The 13715-nt window shown below is 43.8% G+C and carries 22 protein-coding genes, 10 tRNA genes and 1 pseudogene; all 33 read right to left on the bottom strand.

What is annotated here, in order from left to right:
• Window positions 1-211: 211 nt before the first annotated feature.
• The 33 genes and pseudogenes from ABC831_RS02635 to ABC831_RS02475 all read right to left on the bottom strand — a co-directional run bounded on the left by ABC831_RS02635 (window position 212) and on the right by ABC831_RS02475 (window position 13714).
• Complete coding sequence (locus ABC831_RS02635) at window positions 212-448, bottom strand: hypothetical protein (RefSeq protein WP_195490766.1); 237 nt, start codon at window positions 446-448, stop codon at window positions 212-214.
• 199 nt (window positions 449-647) lie between these two features.
• Window positions 648-766 (bottom strand): annotated as a pseudogene (locus ABC831_RS02630).
• Between the two features lie 50 nt (window positions 767-816).
• Window positions 817-936 (bottom strand) — tRNA-OTHER (locus ABC831_RS02625).
• Between the two features lie 151 nt (window positions 937-1087).
• Window positions 1088-1208, bottom strand: a tRNA-OTHER gene (locus ABC831_RS02620).
• A gap of 3 nt (window positions 1209-1211) precedes the next feature.
• Window positions 1212-1284: transfer RNA gene (locus ABC831_RS02615), tRNA-Met, on the bottom strand.
• A gap of 484 nt (window positions 1285-1768) precedes the next feature.
• Window positions 1769-1851, bottom strand: a tRNA-Ser gene (locus ABC831_RS02610).
• A gap of 397 nt (window positions 1852-2248) precedes the next feature.
• Window positions 2249-2320, bottom strand: a tRNA-Asn gene (locus ABC831_RS02605).
• A 3-nt stretch (window positions 2321-2323) separates the two neighbouring features.
• Window positions 2324-2398 (bottom strand) — tRNA-Arg (locus ABC831_RS02600).
• Window positions 2399-3166: 768 nt separating this feature from the next.
• Window positions 3167-3238: transfer RNA gene (locus tag ABC831_RS02595), tRNA-Glu, on the bottom strand.
• A gap of 138 nt (window positions 3239-3376) precedes the next feature.
• Window positions 3377-3466: transfer RNA gene (locus tag ABC831_RS02590), tRNA-Tyr, on the bottom strand.
• Between the two features lie 118 nt (window positions 3467-3584).
• Window positions 3585-3893, bottom strand: a complete 309-nt coding sequence (locus ABC831_RS02585; RefSeq protein ID WP_484840523.1) for an HU family DNA-binding protein — start codon at window positions 3891-3893, stop codon at window positions 3585-3587.
• 248 nt (window positions 3894-4141) lie between these two features.
• Window positions 4142-4215, bottom strand: a tRNA-Ile gene (locus tag ABC831_RS02580).
• Window positions 4216-4313: 98 nt separating this feature from the next.
• A tRNA-Phe gene (locus ABC831_RS02575) sits at window positions 4314-4386 on the bottom strand.
• A gap of 153 nt (window positions 4387-4539) precedes the next feature.
• A complete protein-coding gene (locus tag ABC831_RS02570; RefSeq protein WP_147601312.1) occupies window positions 4540-4794 on the bottom strand; it encodes a helix-turn-helix domain-containing protein in 255 nt (84 codons plus the stop codon).
• Window positions 4795-4805: 11 nt separating this feature from the next.
• On the bottom strand, window positions 4806-6458 hold the full coding sequence (gene terL / locus ABC831_RS02565; RefSeq protein WP_343246708.1) for a phage terminase large subunit: 1653 nt from the start codon (window positions 6456-6458) through the stop codon (window positions 4806-4808).
• 45 nt (window positions 6459-6503) lie between these two features.
• Window positions 6504-6824, bottom strand: a complete 321-nt coding sequence (locus ABC831_RS02560; protein ID WP_343246707.1) for a hypothetical protein — start codon at window positions 6822-6824, stop codon at window positions 6504-6506.
• The gene (locus ABC831_RS02555; protein WP_343246706.1) at window positions 6766-7056 is read right to left on the bottom strand and encodes a hypothetical protein; all 291 of its coding nucleotides are present in this window, start codon (window positions 7054-7056) and stop codon (window positions 6766-6768) included. Before ABC831_RS02555 ends, ABC831_RS02560 begins: the two co-directional genes overlap by 59 nt.
• A 4-nt stretch (window positions 7057-7060) precedes the next feature.
• Window positions 7061-7378, bottom strand: a complete 318-nt coding sequence (locus tag ABC831_RS02550; RefSeq protein ID WP_343246705.1) for a hypothetical protein — start codon at window positions 7376-7378, stop codon at window positions 7061-7063.
• Window positions 7379-7380: 2 nt separating this feature from the next.
• Entirely contained in the window at window positions 7381-8160 is a 780-nt protein-coding gene (locus tag ABC831_RS02545) for a hypothetical protein (RefSeq protein ID WP_343246704.1), read from the bottom strand.
• Window positions 8161-8164: 4 nt separating this feature from the next.
• Complete coding sequence (locus tag ABC831_RS02540; RefSeq protein ID WP_195490777.1) at window positions 8165-8716, bottom strand: LemA family protein; 552 nt, start codon at window positions 8714-8716, stop codon at window positions 8165-8167.
• Window positions 8706-8912 carry a hypothetical protein gene (locus ABC831_RS02535; protein ID WP_195490778.1) on the bottom strand — a complete coding sequence of 69 codons (207 nt, stop codon included), beginning with the start codon at window positions 8910-8912 and terminating at the stop codon, window positions 8706-8708. Before ABC831_RS02535 ends, ABC831_RS02540 begins: the two co-directional genes overlap by 11 nt.
• Window positions 8913-8920: 8 nt before the next feature.
• Complete coding sequence (locus tag ABC831_RS02530) at window positions 8921-9685, bottom strand: hypothetical protein (RefSeq protein ID WP_343246703.1); 765 nt, start codon at window positions 9683-9685, stop codon at window positions 8921-8923.
• Window positions 9685-9858, bottom strand: coding sequence for a hypothetical protein (locus tag ABC831_RS02525; protein ID WP_195490780.1), 174 nt, complete (start codon window positions 9856-9858; stop codon window positions 9685-9687). The genes ABC831_RS02530 and ABC831_RS02525 overlap by 1 nt, the downstream gene beginning before the upstream one ends.
• Before the next feature lie 179 nt (window positions 9859-10037).
• Window positions 10038-10343 carry a coiled-coil domain-containing protein gene (locus ABC831_RS02520; protein WP_343246702.1) on the bottom strand — a complete coding sequence of 102 codons (306 nt, stop codon included), beginning with the start codon at window positions 10341-10343 and terminating at the stop codon, window positions 10038-10040.
• A 7-nt stretch (window positions 10344-10350) separates the two neighbouring features.
• On the bottom strand, window positions 10351-10977 hold the full coding sequence (locus tag ABC831_RS02515) for a 3'-5' exoribonuclease domain-containing protein (protein WP_343246701.1): 627 nt from the start codon (window positions 10975-10977) through the stop codon (window positions 10351-10353).
• Window positions 10974-11210 (bottom strand): hypothetical protein, encoded by a 237-nt coding sequence (locus ABC831_RS02510; protein ID WP_343246700.1) that lies wholly within the window; start codon window positions 11208-11210, stop codon window positions 10974-10976. The genes ABC831_RS02515 and ABC831_RS02510 overlap by 4 nt, the downstream gene beginning before the upstream one ends.
• 2 nt (window positions 11211-11212) lie before the next feature.
• Entirely contained in the window at window positions 11213-12124 is a 912-nt protein-coding gene (locus tag ABC831_RS02505; protein ID WP_343246699.1) for a hypothetical protein, read from the bottom strand.
• Between the two features lie 24 nt (window positions 12125-12148).
• On the bottom strand, window positions 12149-12475 hold the full coding sequence (locus tag ABC831_RS02500) for a hypothetical protein (protein ID WP_343246698.1): 327 nt from the start codon (window positions 12473-12475) through the stop codon (window positions 12149-12151).
• An 11-nt stretch (window positions 12476-12486) separates the two neighbouring features.
• The gene (locus tag ABC831_RS02495; RefSeq protein ID WP_195490786.1) at window positions 12487-12750 is read right to left on the bottom strand and encodes a hypothetical protein; all 264 of its coding nucleotides are present in this window, start codon (window positions 12748-12750) and stop codon (window positions 12487-12489) included.
• The gene (locus tag ABC831_RS02490; protein ID WP_343246697.1) at window positions 12731-12922 is read right to left on the bottom strand and encodes a hypothetical protein; all 192 of its coding nucleotides are present in this window, start codon (window positions 12920-12922) and stop codon (window positions 12731-12733) included. The genes ABC831_RS02495 and ABC831_RS02490 overlap by 20 nt, the downstream gene beginning before the upstream one ends.
• Complete coding sequence (locus ABC831_RS02485) at window positions 12919-13170, bottom strand: hypothetical protein (RefSeq protein ID WP_343246695.1); 252 nt, start codon at window positions 13168-13170, stop codon at window positions 12919-12921. The genes ABC831_RS02490 and ABC831_RS02485 overlap by 4 nt, the downstream gene beginning before the upstream one ends.
• Window positions 13171-13211: 41 nt before the next feature.
• Entirely contained in the window at window positions 13212-13481 is a 270-nt protein-coding gene (locus ABC831_RS02480; protein ID WP_343246694.1) for a hypothetical protein, read from the bottom strand.
• Complete coding sequence (locus tag ABC831_RS02475) at window positions 13481-13714, bottom strand: hypothetical protein (protein ID WP_343246693.1); 234 nt, start codon at window positions 13712-13714, stop codon at window positions 13481-13483. The genes ABC831_RS02480 and ABC831_RS02475 overlap by 1 nt, the downstream gene beginning before the upstream one ends.
• Between the last annotated feature and the right edge of the window lies 1 nt (window position 13715).

Raw genomic sequence — 13715 nt, 5'->3', positions numbered from 1 at the left:
GCGAAGCTCATTGTTTCCTCTCTTTCCAGGACTCTCATTTGCGGAATTGAACCGCTTCACATTGTTTTGCAGACATTGTTTTAACCATTGTGATTGCTGTAGGAGTCCCATAATAAAATTGTTTGTAAGTTCATTCAGGACGCTATTGGTTTTTATGATTAACAGTCATATCCAATAATTTGCTGTGAGCGTCCCATATAAAGTTTTATGCCTATCTGGCTAACTTTTTAAGTTCATACCGTCTGTTATGTATCGCACCAACAGAACGGCCTATTTTCTCGGACAGTTCAGAATCGGTAATCTCATGTTTGATTACCAGTGCATCTTCCTCCGCAGTCCACGGATGAGACGGATATAGAAATGACGTTTTGCTGTAATATCGCCTATGCTGTCTCTGACACGCCTTATGATACTTTTCCATATCCCTATAATCTTCTTTTCGGTTCATAGGCAACCTCATTTCTTTACATGACGCTGTTTCAAACGGGAAAATATTGTCAATGGAATTTTCTGTTTTGAAAGATTGCTGTAAGCGTCACTTAATTGCCCCGACAGGACTTGAACCCGTATACTCGATTGCTGTGCGGAACACAAGCGTTATCGCAGTCATGTTCCCTCCGGTTTACCATAACCGGCAATCGGGGCAGAGACGAGGGACGGAATCGAACCGCCGACACATGCCTTGGATTGGAATGAGATTGCTGCTGAGATCACTAACATGATCTGCGTATTCATATCATTGCTCTACCATCTGAGCTACCTCGCCATGTGGCACGTCTTATTGATTTGTAAGGACGTTTGTGCCATCGCCTTGATTGGAGAGAGTTGGATTTGAACCAACAATGAAGCAGGCCCCAAGCTGTAAGATTTGCTGTCAGCATCACAAACATGATGTATTGTACATAACTGCCGCGTCTACCGTTCCGCCATCTCTCCATATTTTGTTTTACGGCGTTTTGATTGGTCTGTGGCTTCAATCGCAATCTCATCGACACTATGGCGTATTGATTTTCCGCACCACCGGCTTTCCACACTAGCCTCAAATCATTAAGTCACTGGTTCTCTTGCTTCGTGACACCGTATTAAGTTGCGTGGGAGGGAATCGAACCCCCATCTCTTCGTTATCATCGAAAAAAGAATTATTGCTGTCCGTGTCACATGGAGCATGACAACCGCTCATAATGTTCTCTCCATTGAACTACCACGCAAGATTGCGGAGACAGGATTTGAACCTGTGACCTCCGGGGCATGAACCCGACAAGCTACCACTGCTCCACTCCGCCATAATGGTTCTTCGCCCCACAAGAACCTCTGAGTTTTCTGCTATGTCGAATTTCTCGCATAATCACTCTTAACCGTCACACAGCCGACATCCTGAACGGTGGACTTGATTAAATAATTCCGTACACTCACTATGGTTTGCTGTGATACACCCTAACCACCGGGTATGCCAATAGGAACTATCTTTCGGGAAATCTCTCTAACCCCAACTGGTTTAGCGTCCGAAGTCAGGACGGCTTTGGAGTAATGGGATTTGCACCCACTATGGAACTATGCTACTGTTAGCCACACCTTTCGCTGTTGGTACTCGGTACAATAGTTATGATTTTCAGTAGTTTCTTGGGGCGGTAGGATTACGGCTGTTTCTGTGGCTTGTCCTCGCACCTACCTCTCGCCTACCCCATTCCTTTACTATGATTATCCGTCTACCTATTCCGGCAACTCCAAATTCTGAGACCTCCTCCACCGGTGGAATACGGTCTCATAGCGGTGCATATAGGAATCGAACCTATACGGCATTTCTGCCGGATGGCTTAGCAAGCCACTCCGCTACCATTACGGCAATGCACCATAACGACTCTATTGTGAATCGAACCCAAATTTTCCGATAGACAGTCGGGCGTAATAACCTTTATACCATAGAGCCAAAACCACAAAGTAAAATGCGACCTCACACCGCGGAATCGAACCGTTCCTTTCTCTATTGGTTTTTGGATAGAGAATGTGCAACCCATACACCTACGAATCGAACGTATCCTTTACTTTGCCACGCCGTGTTAGGGATTTGAACCCCAGAGACTTTTACATCCAGACGGTTTTCAAGACCGCACCCTCGACCAACCGGACACACGGCAGAGTAGTTTTCCCTTGGTAACGTACAAGTCGGAGATCCTCTTCCGCCGGTCGTAAACGCCCTTTCGTAACCTTTTTATGGAGTGCTTTGAAAGAGTAAGTCAAGTGTCTCCAACTGGCAAGGTGGGGATCGAACCCACGACATTCTGATTAACAGTCAGACGCTCTACCACTGAGCTACAAGCCATTATTGGAGTAACAGGACTCGAACCTGCGCTAACCAACATCCGTAGTGTTGTGCTCTATCCATCTGAGCTATACTCCAATGCAGTCCGGCGGCAGCTTGGATGGTTGCCACTACCGAACCGATGCAACGTGTAAGACAGTTGCCAACAAAGGTATTTCATTTTTTTAACGTGGTTCTCGGACCTTACACCCCTCCACATGGTTCTCATAATCCACCGACTACATACTCAAAGAACCTTTGGCGAGTCCAACTCTTTATCGCCTTACCTCGGATGTACGTTGTTATCGCAGTTCTCCGCCTCTACTACATTCCTCTGCGCCTGACTAAGCATGACGGCTCGATTGGTTACGGCTCACGCACATCTGTAATCAGGTCTTTCTCGGAAGTTTCCACCGCCGCTTAAATCGCTGTAACGCTCATGCACTCTAAGCAGTAAATTTTCCGCACCGGAGTTTTTCTTGAAAACTCTTGGTAATGTAAAAGCACTTGGTGATCACCGGAACCTCGCCACCGCCAATTTTCTTTCCTGTTAAAGCCGGACTAAGAAAATCAGTTAAGAAATCCGCTCGTCCTACGGTGGGGAGTCGAACCCCACTTTCCCCGGCATGGTGTCCGTGGCATTTCCAGTTATGCTATCGTAGGCATCGTTGCAACGATGGTCTTTAGCGTGACTTACGCAAGCTCTCCAAGTTTAAGTCCTGTCGGCTTTCCCTGACTACTCACATAAGCCTCTCAGTGAGCATTGCAATCTCCCTATTTAATGATTGCTTACCACGGCTTTCGCCAATACTTTTCAGCCGGAACACTAAACCAACTGTAAACAGTCAGCGTTATTCTCGGTTGAAATGTTCGATGGGAGAATCGAACTCCCGTCCCCACCGTGAAAAGGTGGTATCTTGACCGCTTGACTAATCGAACAGGTGTGGTTTTTACTTTTTGACTGGAAGCAAGGTACCCTTTAACCACAAAAAATCGTAACCAGGTTCTTGCAATTCTCCGCAGAGAAGCCGTTCGCGTCCGGTAAATTCTCTGTGAATAGGCTGCAATCTACCTAAATGGGCGAAAGAGGAATTGAACCTCCAATGTTTACCACGAGGGAACGGATTTACAGTCCGCCGCAACACCACCAATCGTTGCCGTTCGCCCGGAATTTTCTTTGTATCGCCAAGAACATTAGGAAAGAAGCGGTGGAAACCTTAATCGCAAGAGCTACGCCCACAGGTGGAATCGAACCACCACGCTACACCAAGTTCGCTCCGATCATTTAACGATTTACCTCGTCTTTCAAAGCCTTGCCTGCTTTGAACTTAGGTGCCTTGCAAGCCGGAATGGTAATCTCTTTTCCGTTCTGGGGATTCTTGCCAACTCTGGCGGCACGCTCAGTTACTTCAAACGTACCGAATCCAACCAGCTGTACTTTTCCACCCCTGCCAAGTTCTCCACCGACAACTTCCACAAATGCGTTGAGTGCCTTTTCAGCATCGCTCTTAGAAAGTCCGGTTTCATCAGCCATAGCCTGTACTAATTCAGCTTTGTTCATTACTTCTTGCCTCCTTTCTTGTGGTCTGCATATATGGAATATGCGATTGCAATTATTACTTCTGTGATTATCGTTGCGGCAACACCGCACCAAAATTCAGGAATATACATCTTTTTGCATCCTCTCTTGTCTGCTACCTCTGGTAGCCGTCACGGTCATGCGGTAGTCATACCGTTTCTGCACTGCACCGCCGCACTCAGCCGCCTTACTTCCTCCGGTGTATCTCGGCGTAGCTTCACTGCCATGGCTATATTTATAGTTTCGTGCCGGATTGCCATGCGTGGACCATCAGGGACTTGAACCCCAGACCGTCCGGTTATGAGCCGGATGCTCTAACCAACTGAGCTAATGGTCCATACCTCACACTTGGGGATTCCATGTGAGGCTTCGGAGGAACTACATAAGTTAGAATCCTCTGATATGGAATTACTGTCGGGGAACAATAATTCTAAGTGGGAAGTGTTGGTGTCGAACCAACTCCTATGGATTTTCAGTCCATCGCTTCTACCGAGTTAGCTTACTTCCCATATTACGGCACCGTTACTGTGCCGTAATGGTTAGGAGAAACTTTAATGCCAAATACCTTGTGTTCACTCCGCTTAACTTATGTCCGTGTCACTTGGTATGGTCGTAGTATAGCGCACTAAACATTCTTTGTCAAGCGGAATAAACAAAATTTTCAAAAAAATTTGTTTTTCTGTGTGCAGTCGGCTTTACAACCATTTTTCTGAACATCAGAAATCAACTTGCTTACAGGGATTTTGAGAAAATTTGCTATATCGTATATCTTGTCGATTGACGGATAACTTTTGCATTGTTCCCAATCGCTCACGGTATTCTGCGCCACATGAACGCCCGTTGCAAGTTCGTGTTGTGTAATTCCCCTATTCGTTCTTTCTTTTTTTAAGTTGGTGGCGAAACTATATTGTCCCATGCTATCCCTTTCTATATTCCTAAGTCACTTCTCTTTACTACCTGTCCCTCTCCGCCAAGAAGAGCATCTACAAACTGGGCGAACATTGCCAGAGCGTCCGGCGCATCATCATGTTTATTCTTTCCGAGCTGTGTATAACTGCAAAGGAATGACATCATCACACCGTAATCACTCTTAGGCTCATATTCTGTAATATCCTTGAATATGACGTGTTCCTTAACCCATGAAGAATTGACGATGATCTTGGTCTCTTTGTTCTGAGTAGTGTATTTCTTCGTGATATGGCATCTGCCGCCTTTTGCTTTGACAAGTCTATCAACTTCATTTGCGGTTCTGCTACCCTCTTTGTTGCTCTCGAACTGTGCCTGCTGTACATGATGCTTAACAAGCATATCTGAGTTGAGTTCGTCCAAGGCCCCAGGGTCGATGTTCTTGAATACCAGATCTTCCAGATAGTATCTGTCTCCGTACTGGTAGAAAACTCCGAGGAAGTTGTAGTCTGTACCGGTGTCCTTGGTATCGCAGATTGCCAATATAGAATCCGGTTCTCTGTCCGGCAGTCCTCCGATATATCTCTGTAATTCTGTTGGATGATACAGAATACCCTCTCTCTCAATCGGATCACTCTTATACAGGCAGCGATATGAAACATCATCCATCGACATTTCCATATCGTGGAAGTATTTCTCATCAAATCCAACATCGTAATCGTAATCAAAGTTGCTTTTTCCGGTCTGAGGATCAATGTCTGGAACAGCAATGAACTCTGCCCTCGGATTGCCCTCATACATTCTTTCAAGCCGGCCAATAACATCATGCACACTCCATCGGGTTGCAATGTGGATCTCTTTTGCTTTCTTCTTTTTACGAGATTTAAGATCTGTTGTGTACTCTCCGTACAACTTATCCAGACGATCAATAGACAGAGCCTCTTCGATACCGGAAACCAAATCATCCACATACAGAAATCCCTCGCAACGGGTAACACCGGTAAGGGAACCTCTGATTGGTCTGCAGGTCAGTGTCTTAAACGGTTGCCATCTTCCAAGGTTTATTGTCTCTTCTTTTGCGTTATTTCCCTCAAATACAATGTCCGGGAACACATCGCTCCAACAATATTCATTGCTGGTAATTATGTTGAGAACGGCATCATAGAACATTCTCGTCATAAATCCAGAATGGGAGGACATAAGGTTTGGTGTGTTGGGGTAATGCCCCATTACAAACGATATGAAAAACTCTCCCAGTGTGGTCTTGCCGGTGCCAGGAGGCATTGATATTGATAGAATATCCAACTCATCGTCAATAAGCCTCTGCATCTTCTGTACAAGCCAATAAATCTTATTTCTTCGTGGCTGATAGTATCTGTCCTCTGGATCTCTGTTCTTTTCCACATAAAGCAGATAAGAGTCAAAATCCTTATGTTCCTGTGCTAAGAACAAAAGAGCCTTATTGTATAAATCGTAATATTTAATATCTCCTGTCGCACATAGTCTCAGTGCAAGGAATCTGACCTTATTCGCTAATTTCCGTGAAAGTTCTTTATCTTCCCGAATAACCTCATTTGCCATTCCGAGTAAGGACAGAAGATTGTCATAGTCACTCAGATCGCTTTTCAGAAGCCTTACGATAATCTCTTTATTCGATAGTTCGTGTTGAGCCATGAAAATTCATCCTTTCTCACGGCTCTACACGGCTCTGTAATATACCTACGGCATAACGATTTTAACTTTCGCATCCACAATAATTCCACATTTCATAGGATCATCGTATGTTTTAAACTGAATTGCGCCATTTTCTTTAAGTGCTCTGCCAATTCCAACTGCCATTCTGTCTTTTATGATTTCTCCCATATTGTCACTTCCTGCTTCAAATATTGTGAGTATTTTGCGTTCTCCAAATGTTCTAATCTCTTTTCTGCCATACACCGATTGCCAACCTTTTAATCGGCGGTTTTCTTCTAAGATTGTGTTATACGCTGCTTTCAGGCGTTTCCTTTTCAGGCGTGTCTCTTTCCGTTGCTTTTTCACGTTTTTCCTCCTGGTCTTTTCTATCTCGTACACTCTTACTGCAAACACTCAGAATAACCATATTAAGATGCTTATTCTGTTCTTTGAGCTGAGAGTTCTGTTCCAACAGCAGCCCATTCATCTGTGTAATTTCTTTCTTTACTTCATTGTTGGACTTTGCATCTTTCCAACCCACAACAATGTAAAGTACCAATATCGCAATCCAAATGATTGCTAAAATAACATCTACCATTCTTTTATTCCTCCGGCATATAATAAACTCCGCAGCTATACGCTGTAACATCCGCCTGTCCGTTGCCGCGAACCATAATAATGCTATGATCCATTGCTAGGTCATTTACGGCATCCTCGGATATGTTGCAATTCTTGGCTACTATCATATCAGGAGGAAAAGCATTCCCAAGTAACTGTTCAAATACTTCTTTCCCTCTCTGTTCTGTATCGTAAGCCGCAAGTGTGTAATCATCGGCGGTAATTCTTTTTCCGCTGAGTGCAATGCTTTTAACGTTGCCGATGTTCACTACGTTGCTACGATCCTGGTCTACAATATACATCTCTAATCCTCCAACCACTTATTATCAAAATAACAGAACCCGAACACGGCTGCTCCAATCAGAATTACCCATACAACCCAGAAAATTACCAGCCCGGCAGTTCCGTTTGAAACCATATAGTCCACCGCTTCATCTATCGTATCTGCCTGAATGAACGGCGTTCCGTCCTCTATGGTATTATCTTTGAGATTGGCATAGATAACTCCGCTGTATTCCGTGTTGATAACATAGTACAAATACCTCACATGGGACGATTGCTTAATTGTGTCATACAGGTAAGACCCCGGCATCTGGATTTTTCCATACGGAAACTCCACGCCAAGGAATGACACCGTTTGACTATGGCTTTCCCAGCTATCGTAGTAATCCCACGAATAATATACCTCCGTAGTGTAATAAGTCTGCGTTTTCCCATTTACCGTCCGTGTATGTGCCACCTGTCTCGTATGTCGGTTGTAGTGTTGTTCCTCAACCTTTATGTAGGCAGCTGGTACTCCACCTATTCCCGGATCTGTAACAGGATCTACTGCCACCAGATTTCCTTTCACAAACGCATTTCCTACATCAGTTCGCATACCGTACTGAAACAGTTCTGCATTTCCATCAATCTGCATGGCTTGATAGTATTCCTGATTCTGTTCGTCATTGTGTGAAGCTATCTTTTCACTAATGAAAAATCCACCCATAAGCATGATAAGGATAATGACGATGCTAAACATCAGTTCACGCACCGTCATATCCCAACCGTTGCCGGAGTAGATTATCTTACTCCGTTTCCTCATAGGCTTATTCTCCAAACAGATTGCTTACCGGCTGTCTGTCCTCTTCGCTGTATTCCAGATAGTCATAATTGATAACCTCATATCCCATAACTCCCAAGATCTGCTTATGTGGGAATTTACGCACATATTTCTTATACGCCCTTACCTCATTATTGTAGGCAGTGCGGTACTGCAGGATCATATTCTCTGTTGTTGAAAGTTCATTCATCAGTTCCTTGTAATTCTCGTTGGATTTTAATTCCGGGTATGCTTCGGCAACCGCAGCTATGGAAGTTGTCACATTCTCAATATCTGTGGTGCTGCCATTGTTTCCTCTTGCTTCTACGACATTAAGAAGAGTCTCTGCCTCATGCTTATCGTACTCCTTGACGCAATCTGCCAGATTGTAGATAAGATCCGTTCTGCGTTTCTCCTGTGCCTGAATATCAGAGTCAGCCGTAAAGACCTGTTCCTCCAACGAAACCGCTCTGTTGTTGGTACTTACAAAAATTCCTGCTATCAGTAATACAAATGCGGCTACAATGCCGACAATAATCCATGTTCCTTTATTTTTCATTGTTGTTGCCCTCCATCTTTATCATAAATTTGTTTTCTGCCAATACGATTCCTCCGGGAGTTTCCGTGAATATTGGCTCTGTTCCGTTGTAAATCTGAAATTCCACATCATTCCGGCAGACGGCATCTCCGCCGTCCATCGGAATAGCTGCCAGAACTTCTTTTGTATCGGCCTTATAGACCACCACCGTTGTCATATTGCACCTCACATGAAGTAATCATAACCGACACCATATTTTGCCATGATAAGACTCTTTGCCATTTCCTCTAGCTTCTGGTGTTCGGTCGCATCCAGATACACGCCCTCATAGGTTCCACCCTGACATCCCATCCAATCGTACTTGCAATGTAAAAGTTCATGCACAAGATCCTTTTCCATGCAGTGTTTGAACAGTGTATTGTTCTCTTTGTAAGATTCATCGCTGAGTAACTGGATGTTTGCCTGACTGGATTCAAATATGAATGTGTTATATCCGGCAGCGTCAATTACCTCTTCTCCGTTAGGGTTCATAATCTTATCCTTAACGTGTGCCAGTATTAGCCACCCATCAAGAAATAATCTGTGTTGCCACTCTCTCAGGCACTCTTCTAACTGCTCCTGGTTTTTGAATATGTCTATCGGTTTTTCTTTCCCCTCTCTCTTTTCGAGAGTTCCGCAAGTGTTGTTTTCAAAAGTCGTACCGTCCGCAACGGAAAAACACCATTTATCTCCATATCTGCGACCGCACACATAATCCCCTATCTTTACCGGTATTTTGCATCCGCACTGATTTCCTATGTTGGCAATAAGCACCAACCCGCCTTTTACGGTGCTATGGTCTATGAAAAAGTTCTCTCCACTGGCAGTCATATAATCATCAATTTTCTTGCCGCAAGTAAGCAGATCGAACATTTCACGCTGATTTTCCCCAGTCCACATCATGGTTTTTACTTCATCCGGGGACTGCGGTTTCAAGTTCAAATTATCCATCATTCGCTCTCCTTTACTTTCTTGGCAGATTTTACCTTGATTTTCTTTCTACCGAACTGCTGATATACCAGAGCAGACGCATGAACACTGTCCGTGCTGCATACGGTAACAGTTCTGCGGATTGGTTTTCTCTCAATGGTTTCAAACACTACTTTGTACCACCGTTGTTTCATTAGTTCTGCCCTCCTGTATTCTCCCGTATATTCTTTCGCACTTTTCGGCGTGTTCACATCTGATTGTGGTTAATGCCCTTTGGGTATGATCCGCCAATACAGTAATATCAACCTTATCAACGTCAGCCTCAAAATCAGGGCAGAAAGCACAATAATCTTTCACTCTGAGTTCCATTCCATTATCCATGACATCCCACCGCCTTTAACATACTGATTTTCTCTACCAGAACATCAACCGTTGCGTTGAGTTTGCTGTTCTTAATGCAAACTTCCTGATAGTCCTCATATAACTTTCCACCGTTCAGCATTTCAGTCTGTTCCTTGACTGTGGCATCCAACTCTGCATTGAAACTTTCAAGCTGTTCAATCTGTTTCCTCAGATCATCATTCTCTTTTTCTGCTTGCATATTTCTTTCTGCCAGAGATTTCTTGTTTGCTTTCAGTTTTTCGACCTCACTCGTAAGTTCTCCGAGTTTCTTTATCATTTCCCGCTCAGACATGGTTCCTTTTTCCTCCCTGTTTTACCCTCCCACGGAGAAAAAAGTCCTCGTATATCGCTTTGATAACTTCCGCATCGTAGAGTGCATTGTGTTTTTGACCTTTCGGCAAATCAATTCCTCTGTTTGTAAGGAGCTGTTCTCTCGAAATGTCAAAAGCTGCCTTTTCTGAAATATCAAGTATCGTTGCAATGTCCTGATTGATGTCGTGACAAGCCGGTGTAATAAACTCAGGCAACTTCATAGCGTTTCCTGCCAATAAGTCAATCAGTAACACCATATCGTAATGCGAGACATCTGAAACGAATACCGCAGCATAATCACTGTCAAAATTAGCGTCCATTTCAAGCCATTCCATAAGTTCGCAACAAACATCTGCCTTACTGCCGATTACAGTCGTTGTTTTATTGTTGGCTGCCAGACTTTCTTCTAACTCCGCATTGCCACTCAAAACCAAATGATCGAGAACATTCTTCTCAATCCATTCATCACACATACCCTCATCATAGTCCGTCAACTCTGCATAGAACCTATCTCCTGTGTCTGAGACAATTCCTATGCTGATAAGAGTTGTGTCCTTACGCAGACCAGTAAACTCTGTGTCAAAAAAATAGGTTCTCATGTGGTTTCCTCCGTTTCTTCCGGTGCGGCTGCAAAATTCGCTCTTAGATTTGATGTGAACAACGACTGATAGACCATTGCATAACTGTAAATCTCTCTATCCAATATCTCATCCTTTATTGCATCCGTGACCGAACTCTGCATGATTGCCGTAGGAATCTTTGATTTTTCATTCTCATAGGCTTTAATCAACACATCTCCATCATAGCCTTTTGCCAATTCTCTTAATGTCATATCTACTTCTCCGCTTTCTGTGCCTTTTTGGCTTTCTTGGCAGCCTTTTCTTCCTCTGCCATCTCAGGAATGAATTTACGGAAGATGTTGTTGTAATTTCCGTTGTTGCCGGCCCATTTCTTCACGATAGCCATAGCCAGACCGGCTTCCTCGGAATAGGTATCAGCCTTTTTAGGCTTACGAATGGTTACTTCCTTGCCATCAACAACCTTTTTCTTGATTTCCACATTATCCATGCAGTTTACAACCGTCTTTGTTCCGTCAGACCAGAACACGATTGTTGCCGGATTCTGGAACAGGACTTTCTCGATACCGTATGCTCCAATAGGCTTGTCCTCAACCATTGCTTCTACACAAAGTTTATCCCAACGATACGGGCTACCACATACATGATTGATCTTTCCAGCGTAAGTCGTGCCGTCCTCGCACTCGATAGTTACTTTCTTAAATTTCTTGTCTGCTAAACTTCTATCCATATTGTCCTCCTTAATACCTAACTGGTTAAAAATGTCTCCAAACAATGTTTCTCCCGGAATAGTGCATGATGCTATTACCTGATCTCTTAATAATCCGATTGTGGCATTTTGACATTTCTGTGAAAAATCCTCTGCGATACTCGCAACCGGTATATCATCAAAATCCGGCCATGGTTCTCCGAGGCAGCGTGCTCTTTCGATGCTCACTCTCCGCCACTGTTCTGCCGATGTTGTTGCCGTTACCTGTCTTGCATTTTCCCACCATCGGTTTTCGGTAAATGCCGAGTGTTGCATCACTCTGTCAAATGTTTGTAATGGTGGTATCAGCCGTTCTTTCGGTAATCCAAAGCGTTCAAAACCCTGCATGGCAAACGCTATCGGATCGGGTAACTGTGCCGCTTCTGGCGGTCTCCACGGTTTCTTTTCTTTCTCTTCCATTGGTGTCCTCCTTGTGATTTATTATCAAGGGTGGTATGCCCTTAATCTCATGTTGAAATTGTTCTCGATTTTCGCCACAACGCAGTCCTTTTTCAGTATGCACTTAGCACATTTTTCGAGATTTCTGTAAGGTTCTCTGCCAAAACACGGTTGAAACAGCTTGTTTATGGCAGATTTCTCCATTTTCACTTCAAAAGGTATTTCAAATCCATCTCTCAGACGAGCAATATCCGGCATATCATACTCTTCATCCAGTGTAGGCTCGGATATTTCCTTAATTTCCGCAAGCGGTATGGGATCTCCGAGCCATTCACCCATGATAAAGAGCTGTGGTCTGGTCTCATTTTCCATCCATATTCCTCCTATGCCTCTATCAGTGTGAATACACGTTTATACACATCCTTATCCGGCAGACACCGCAATTTATTCAGTGTTGTGTTTCCAAGATAAACATTATATGTGCAATCCCCTATGGTTAATGTTCCTATGCTGCCAGGATCTTTCATTTCCACCTGTACGCTATTGCTTTTATTCAGCATCGCCCGTATGGTCTTGCACACTTCCTCATTTTCTTTTTCTGATGCAAGGCAATCAAAACACGGATTTTTATTCTTTGATGATCTCATAATATTCGCCCTCGCACTCTTTCGGAGCCATAGTTCCCCATCCGTCAGCCTTTCTCAGCTCATAATGGGTTCCTCTGTCGATGGCAAAGAGTTCTTCGCCCTTATCAATATTCATTTCCATATTCTTCTCAATGTCATTTACGACAATATTCTGTAAGAAACGTGCTATCATGTCTCTTTCTCCTTTATCACTTCGGCAAACGCCGGATTCTCATGCAGCTTTTCAGTAGACCATCCTATGTGATGATACAGTTTTTCCATAAATTCAAGGCACTCTGCCTTGTCATATGCCAGTAGGAAACACAGTAATTGTTCTCTGTTATACATCACTGACGGTCCGGCTCCCATTTTGATATAATCGTAATCTGGGTAACGTACCTGAAACTCATTCTGTGTTGCTACCAGTATCTCAAATTTCACTGCTGATCCGTGCGGTTCCCTTATGCAATGTCTGAATGGTATCATTCTCTATCCCTCACTCTTTTCTCCCATCTCTCATGTTTTCGTGCCATCTGTTCCTCATCAACCGTAAGTGAAAGTTCTCCGGCACACTGCACGACATCTGTGTATTCCTCTCTGATATTGGCAATGGCTTCTTTCTCAGTAACCGGTGTCGGATTCTCTTTGCGGATAATCCTTGCCATTTTAAGAGCCGCCTTTGCCAGTTCAGTACATTCCTCGGCAAGCTGTTCCAACATTGCAGCTTCGCCAATTTCTTCAATAATTTTCATTATCTCTCCCTCTTTGTGATAATTTTCAGTCTATCCAGTGGGTATGTCTCCACTTTGCCATCCTCCAGAGCAACAACCGCTTTCGTTCCAAACAGACCTGTGACTGTATCTATCCATGTTCCTTTTCTGTTCTTGCAGTGAGCGCAATCTGGTATCTCATTGCACATATCAGCAATATCATTACAGAATTTGCACTCCGAGTAGCTTCTTGTGATTTCTACCGGTCTATCCATT

The organism is Diplocloster hominis, assembly GCF_032380655.1.
In the GTDB taxonomy this organism is placed as follows: Bacteria; Bacillota; Clostridia; order Lachnospirales; family Lachnospiraceae; genus Diplocloster; species Diplocloster hominis.
The sequence above is the reverse complement of the archived record's forward strand: the minus strand, read 5'-3'. Positions and strand labels throughout refer to the sequence as shown.

Bases quoted from the DNA above. Each gene is read 5' to 3' on its own strand.
- ABC831_RS02505 (WP_343246699.1), bottom strand. From the start codon at position 12,124: ATGGAAGAGAAAGAAAAGAAACCGTGGAGACCGCCAGAAGCGGCACAG.
- ABC831_RS02495 (WP_195490786.1), bottom strand. From the start codon at position 12,750: ATGAGATCATCAAAGAATAAAAATCCGTGTTTTGATTGCCTTGCATCA.
- ABC831_RS02635 (WP_195490766.1), bottom strand. From the start codon at position 448: ATGAACCGAAAAGAAGATTATAGGGATATGGAAAAGTATCATAAGGCG.
- ABC831_RS02525 (WP_195490780.1), bottom strand. From the start codon at position 9,858: ATGAAACAACGGTGGTACAAAGTAGTGTTTGAAACCATTGAGAGAAAA.
- ABC831_RS02510 (WP_343246700.1), bottom strand. From the start codon at position 11,210: ATGACATTAAGAGAATTGGCAAAAGGCTATGATGGAGATGTGTTGATT.
- ABC831_RS02550 (WP_343246705.1), bottom strand. From the start codon at position 7,378: ATGTATATTGTAGACCAGGATCGTAGCAACGTAGTGAACATCGGCAAC.
- ABC831_RS02500 (WP_343246698.1), bottom strand. From the start codon at position 12,475: ATGGAAAATGAGACCAGACCACAGCTCTTTATCATGGGTGAATGGCTC.
- ABC831_RS02535 (WP_195490778.1), bottom strand. From the start codon at position 8,912: ATGACAACGGTGGTGGTCTATAAGGCCGATACAAAAGAAGTTCTGGCA.
- terL (WP_343246708.1), bottom strand. From the start codon at position 6,458: ATGGCTCAACACGAACTATCGAATAAAGAGATTATCGTAAGGCTTCTG.
- ABC831_RS02570 (WP_147601312.1), bottom strand. From the start codon at position 4,794: ATGGGACAATATAGTTTCGCCACCAACTTAAAAAAAGAAAGAACGAAT.
- ABC831_RS02490 (WP_343246697.1), bottom strand. From the start codon at position 12,922: ATGATAGCACGTTTCTTACAGAATATTGTCGTAAATGACATTGAGAAG.
- ABC831_RS02540 (WP_195490777.1), bottom strand. From the start codon at position 8,716: ATGAAAAATAAAGGAACATGGATTATTGTCGGCATTGTAGCCGCATTT.
- ABC831_RS02475 (WP_343246693.1), bottom strand. From the start codon at position 13,714: ATGGATAGACCGGTAGAAATCACAAGAAGCTACTCGGAGTGCAAATTC.
- ABC831_RS02480 (WP_343246694.1), bottom strand. From the start codon at position 13,481: ATGAAAATTATTGAAGAAATTGGCGAAGCTGCAATGTTGGAACAGCTT.
- ABC831_RS02520 (WP_343246702.1), bottom strand. From the start codon at position 10,343: ATGATAAAGAAACTCGGAGAACTTACGAGTGAGGTCGAAAAACTGAAA.
- ABC831_RS02555 (WP_343246706.1), bottom strand. From the start codon at position 7,056: ATGGTAGATGTTATTTTAGCAATCATTTGGATTGCGATATTGGTACTT.
- ABC831_RS02545 (WP_343246704.1), bottom strand. From the start codon at position 8,160: ATGAGGAAACGGAGTAAGATAATCTACTCCGGCAACGGTTGGGATATG.
- ABC831_RS02515 (WP_343246701.1), bottom strand. From the start codon at position 10,977: ATGAGAACCTATTTTTTTGACACAGAGTTTACTGGTCTGCGTAAGGAC.
- ABC831_RS02530 (WP_343246703.1), bottom strand. From the start codon at position 9,685: ATGGATAATTTGAACTTGAAACCGCAGTCCCCGGATGAAGTAAAAACC.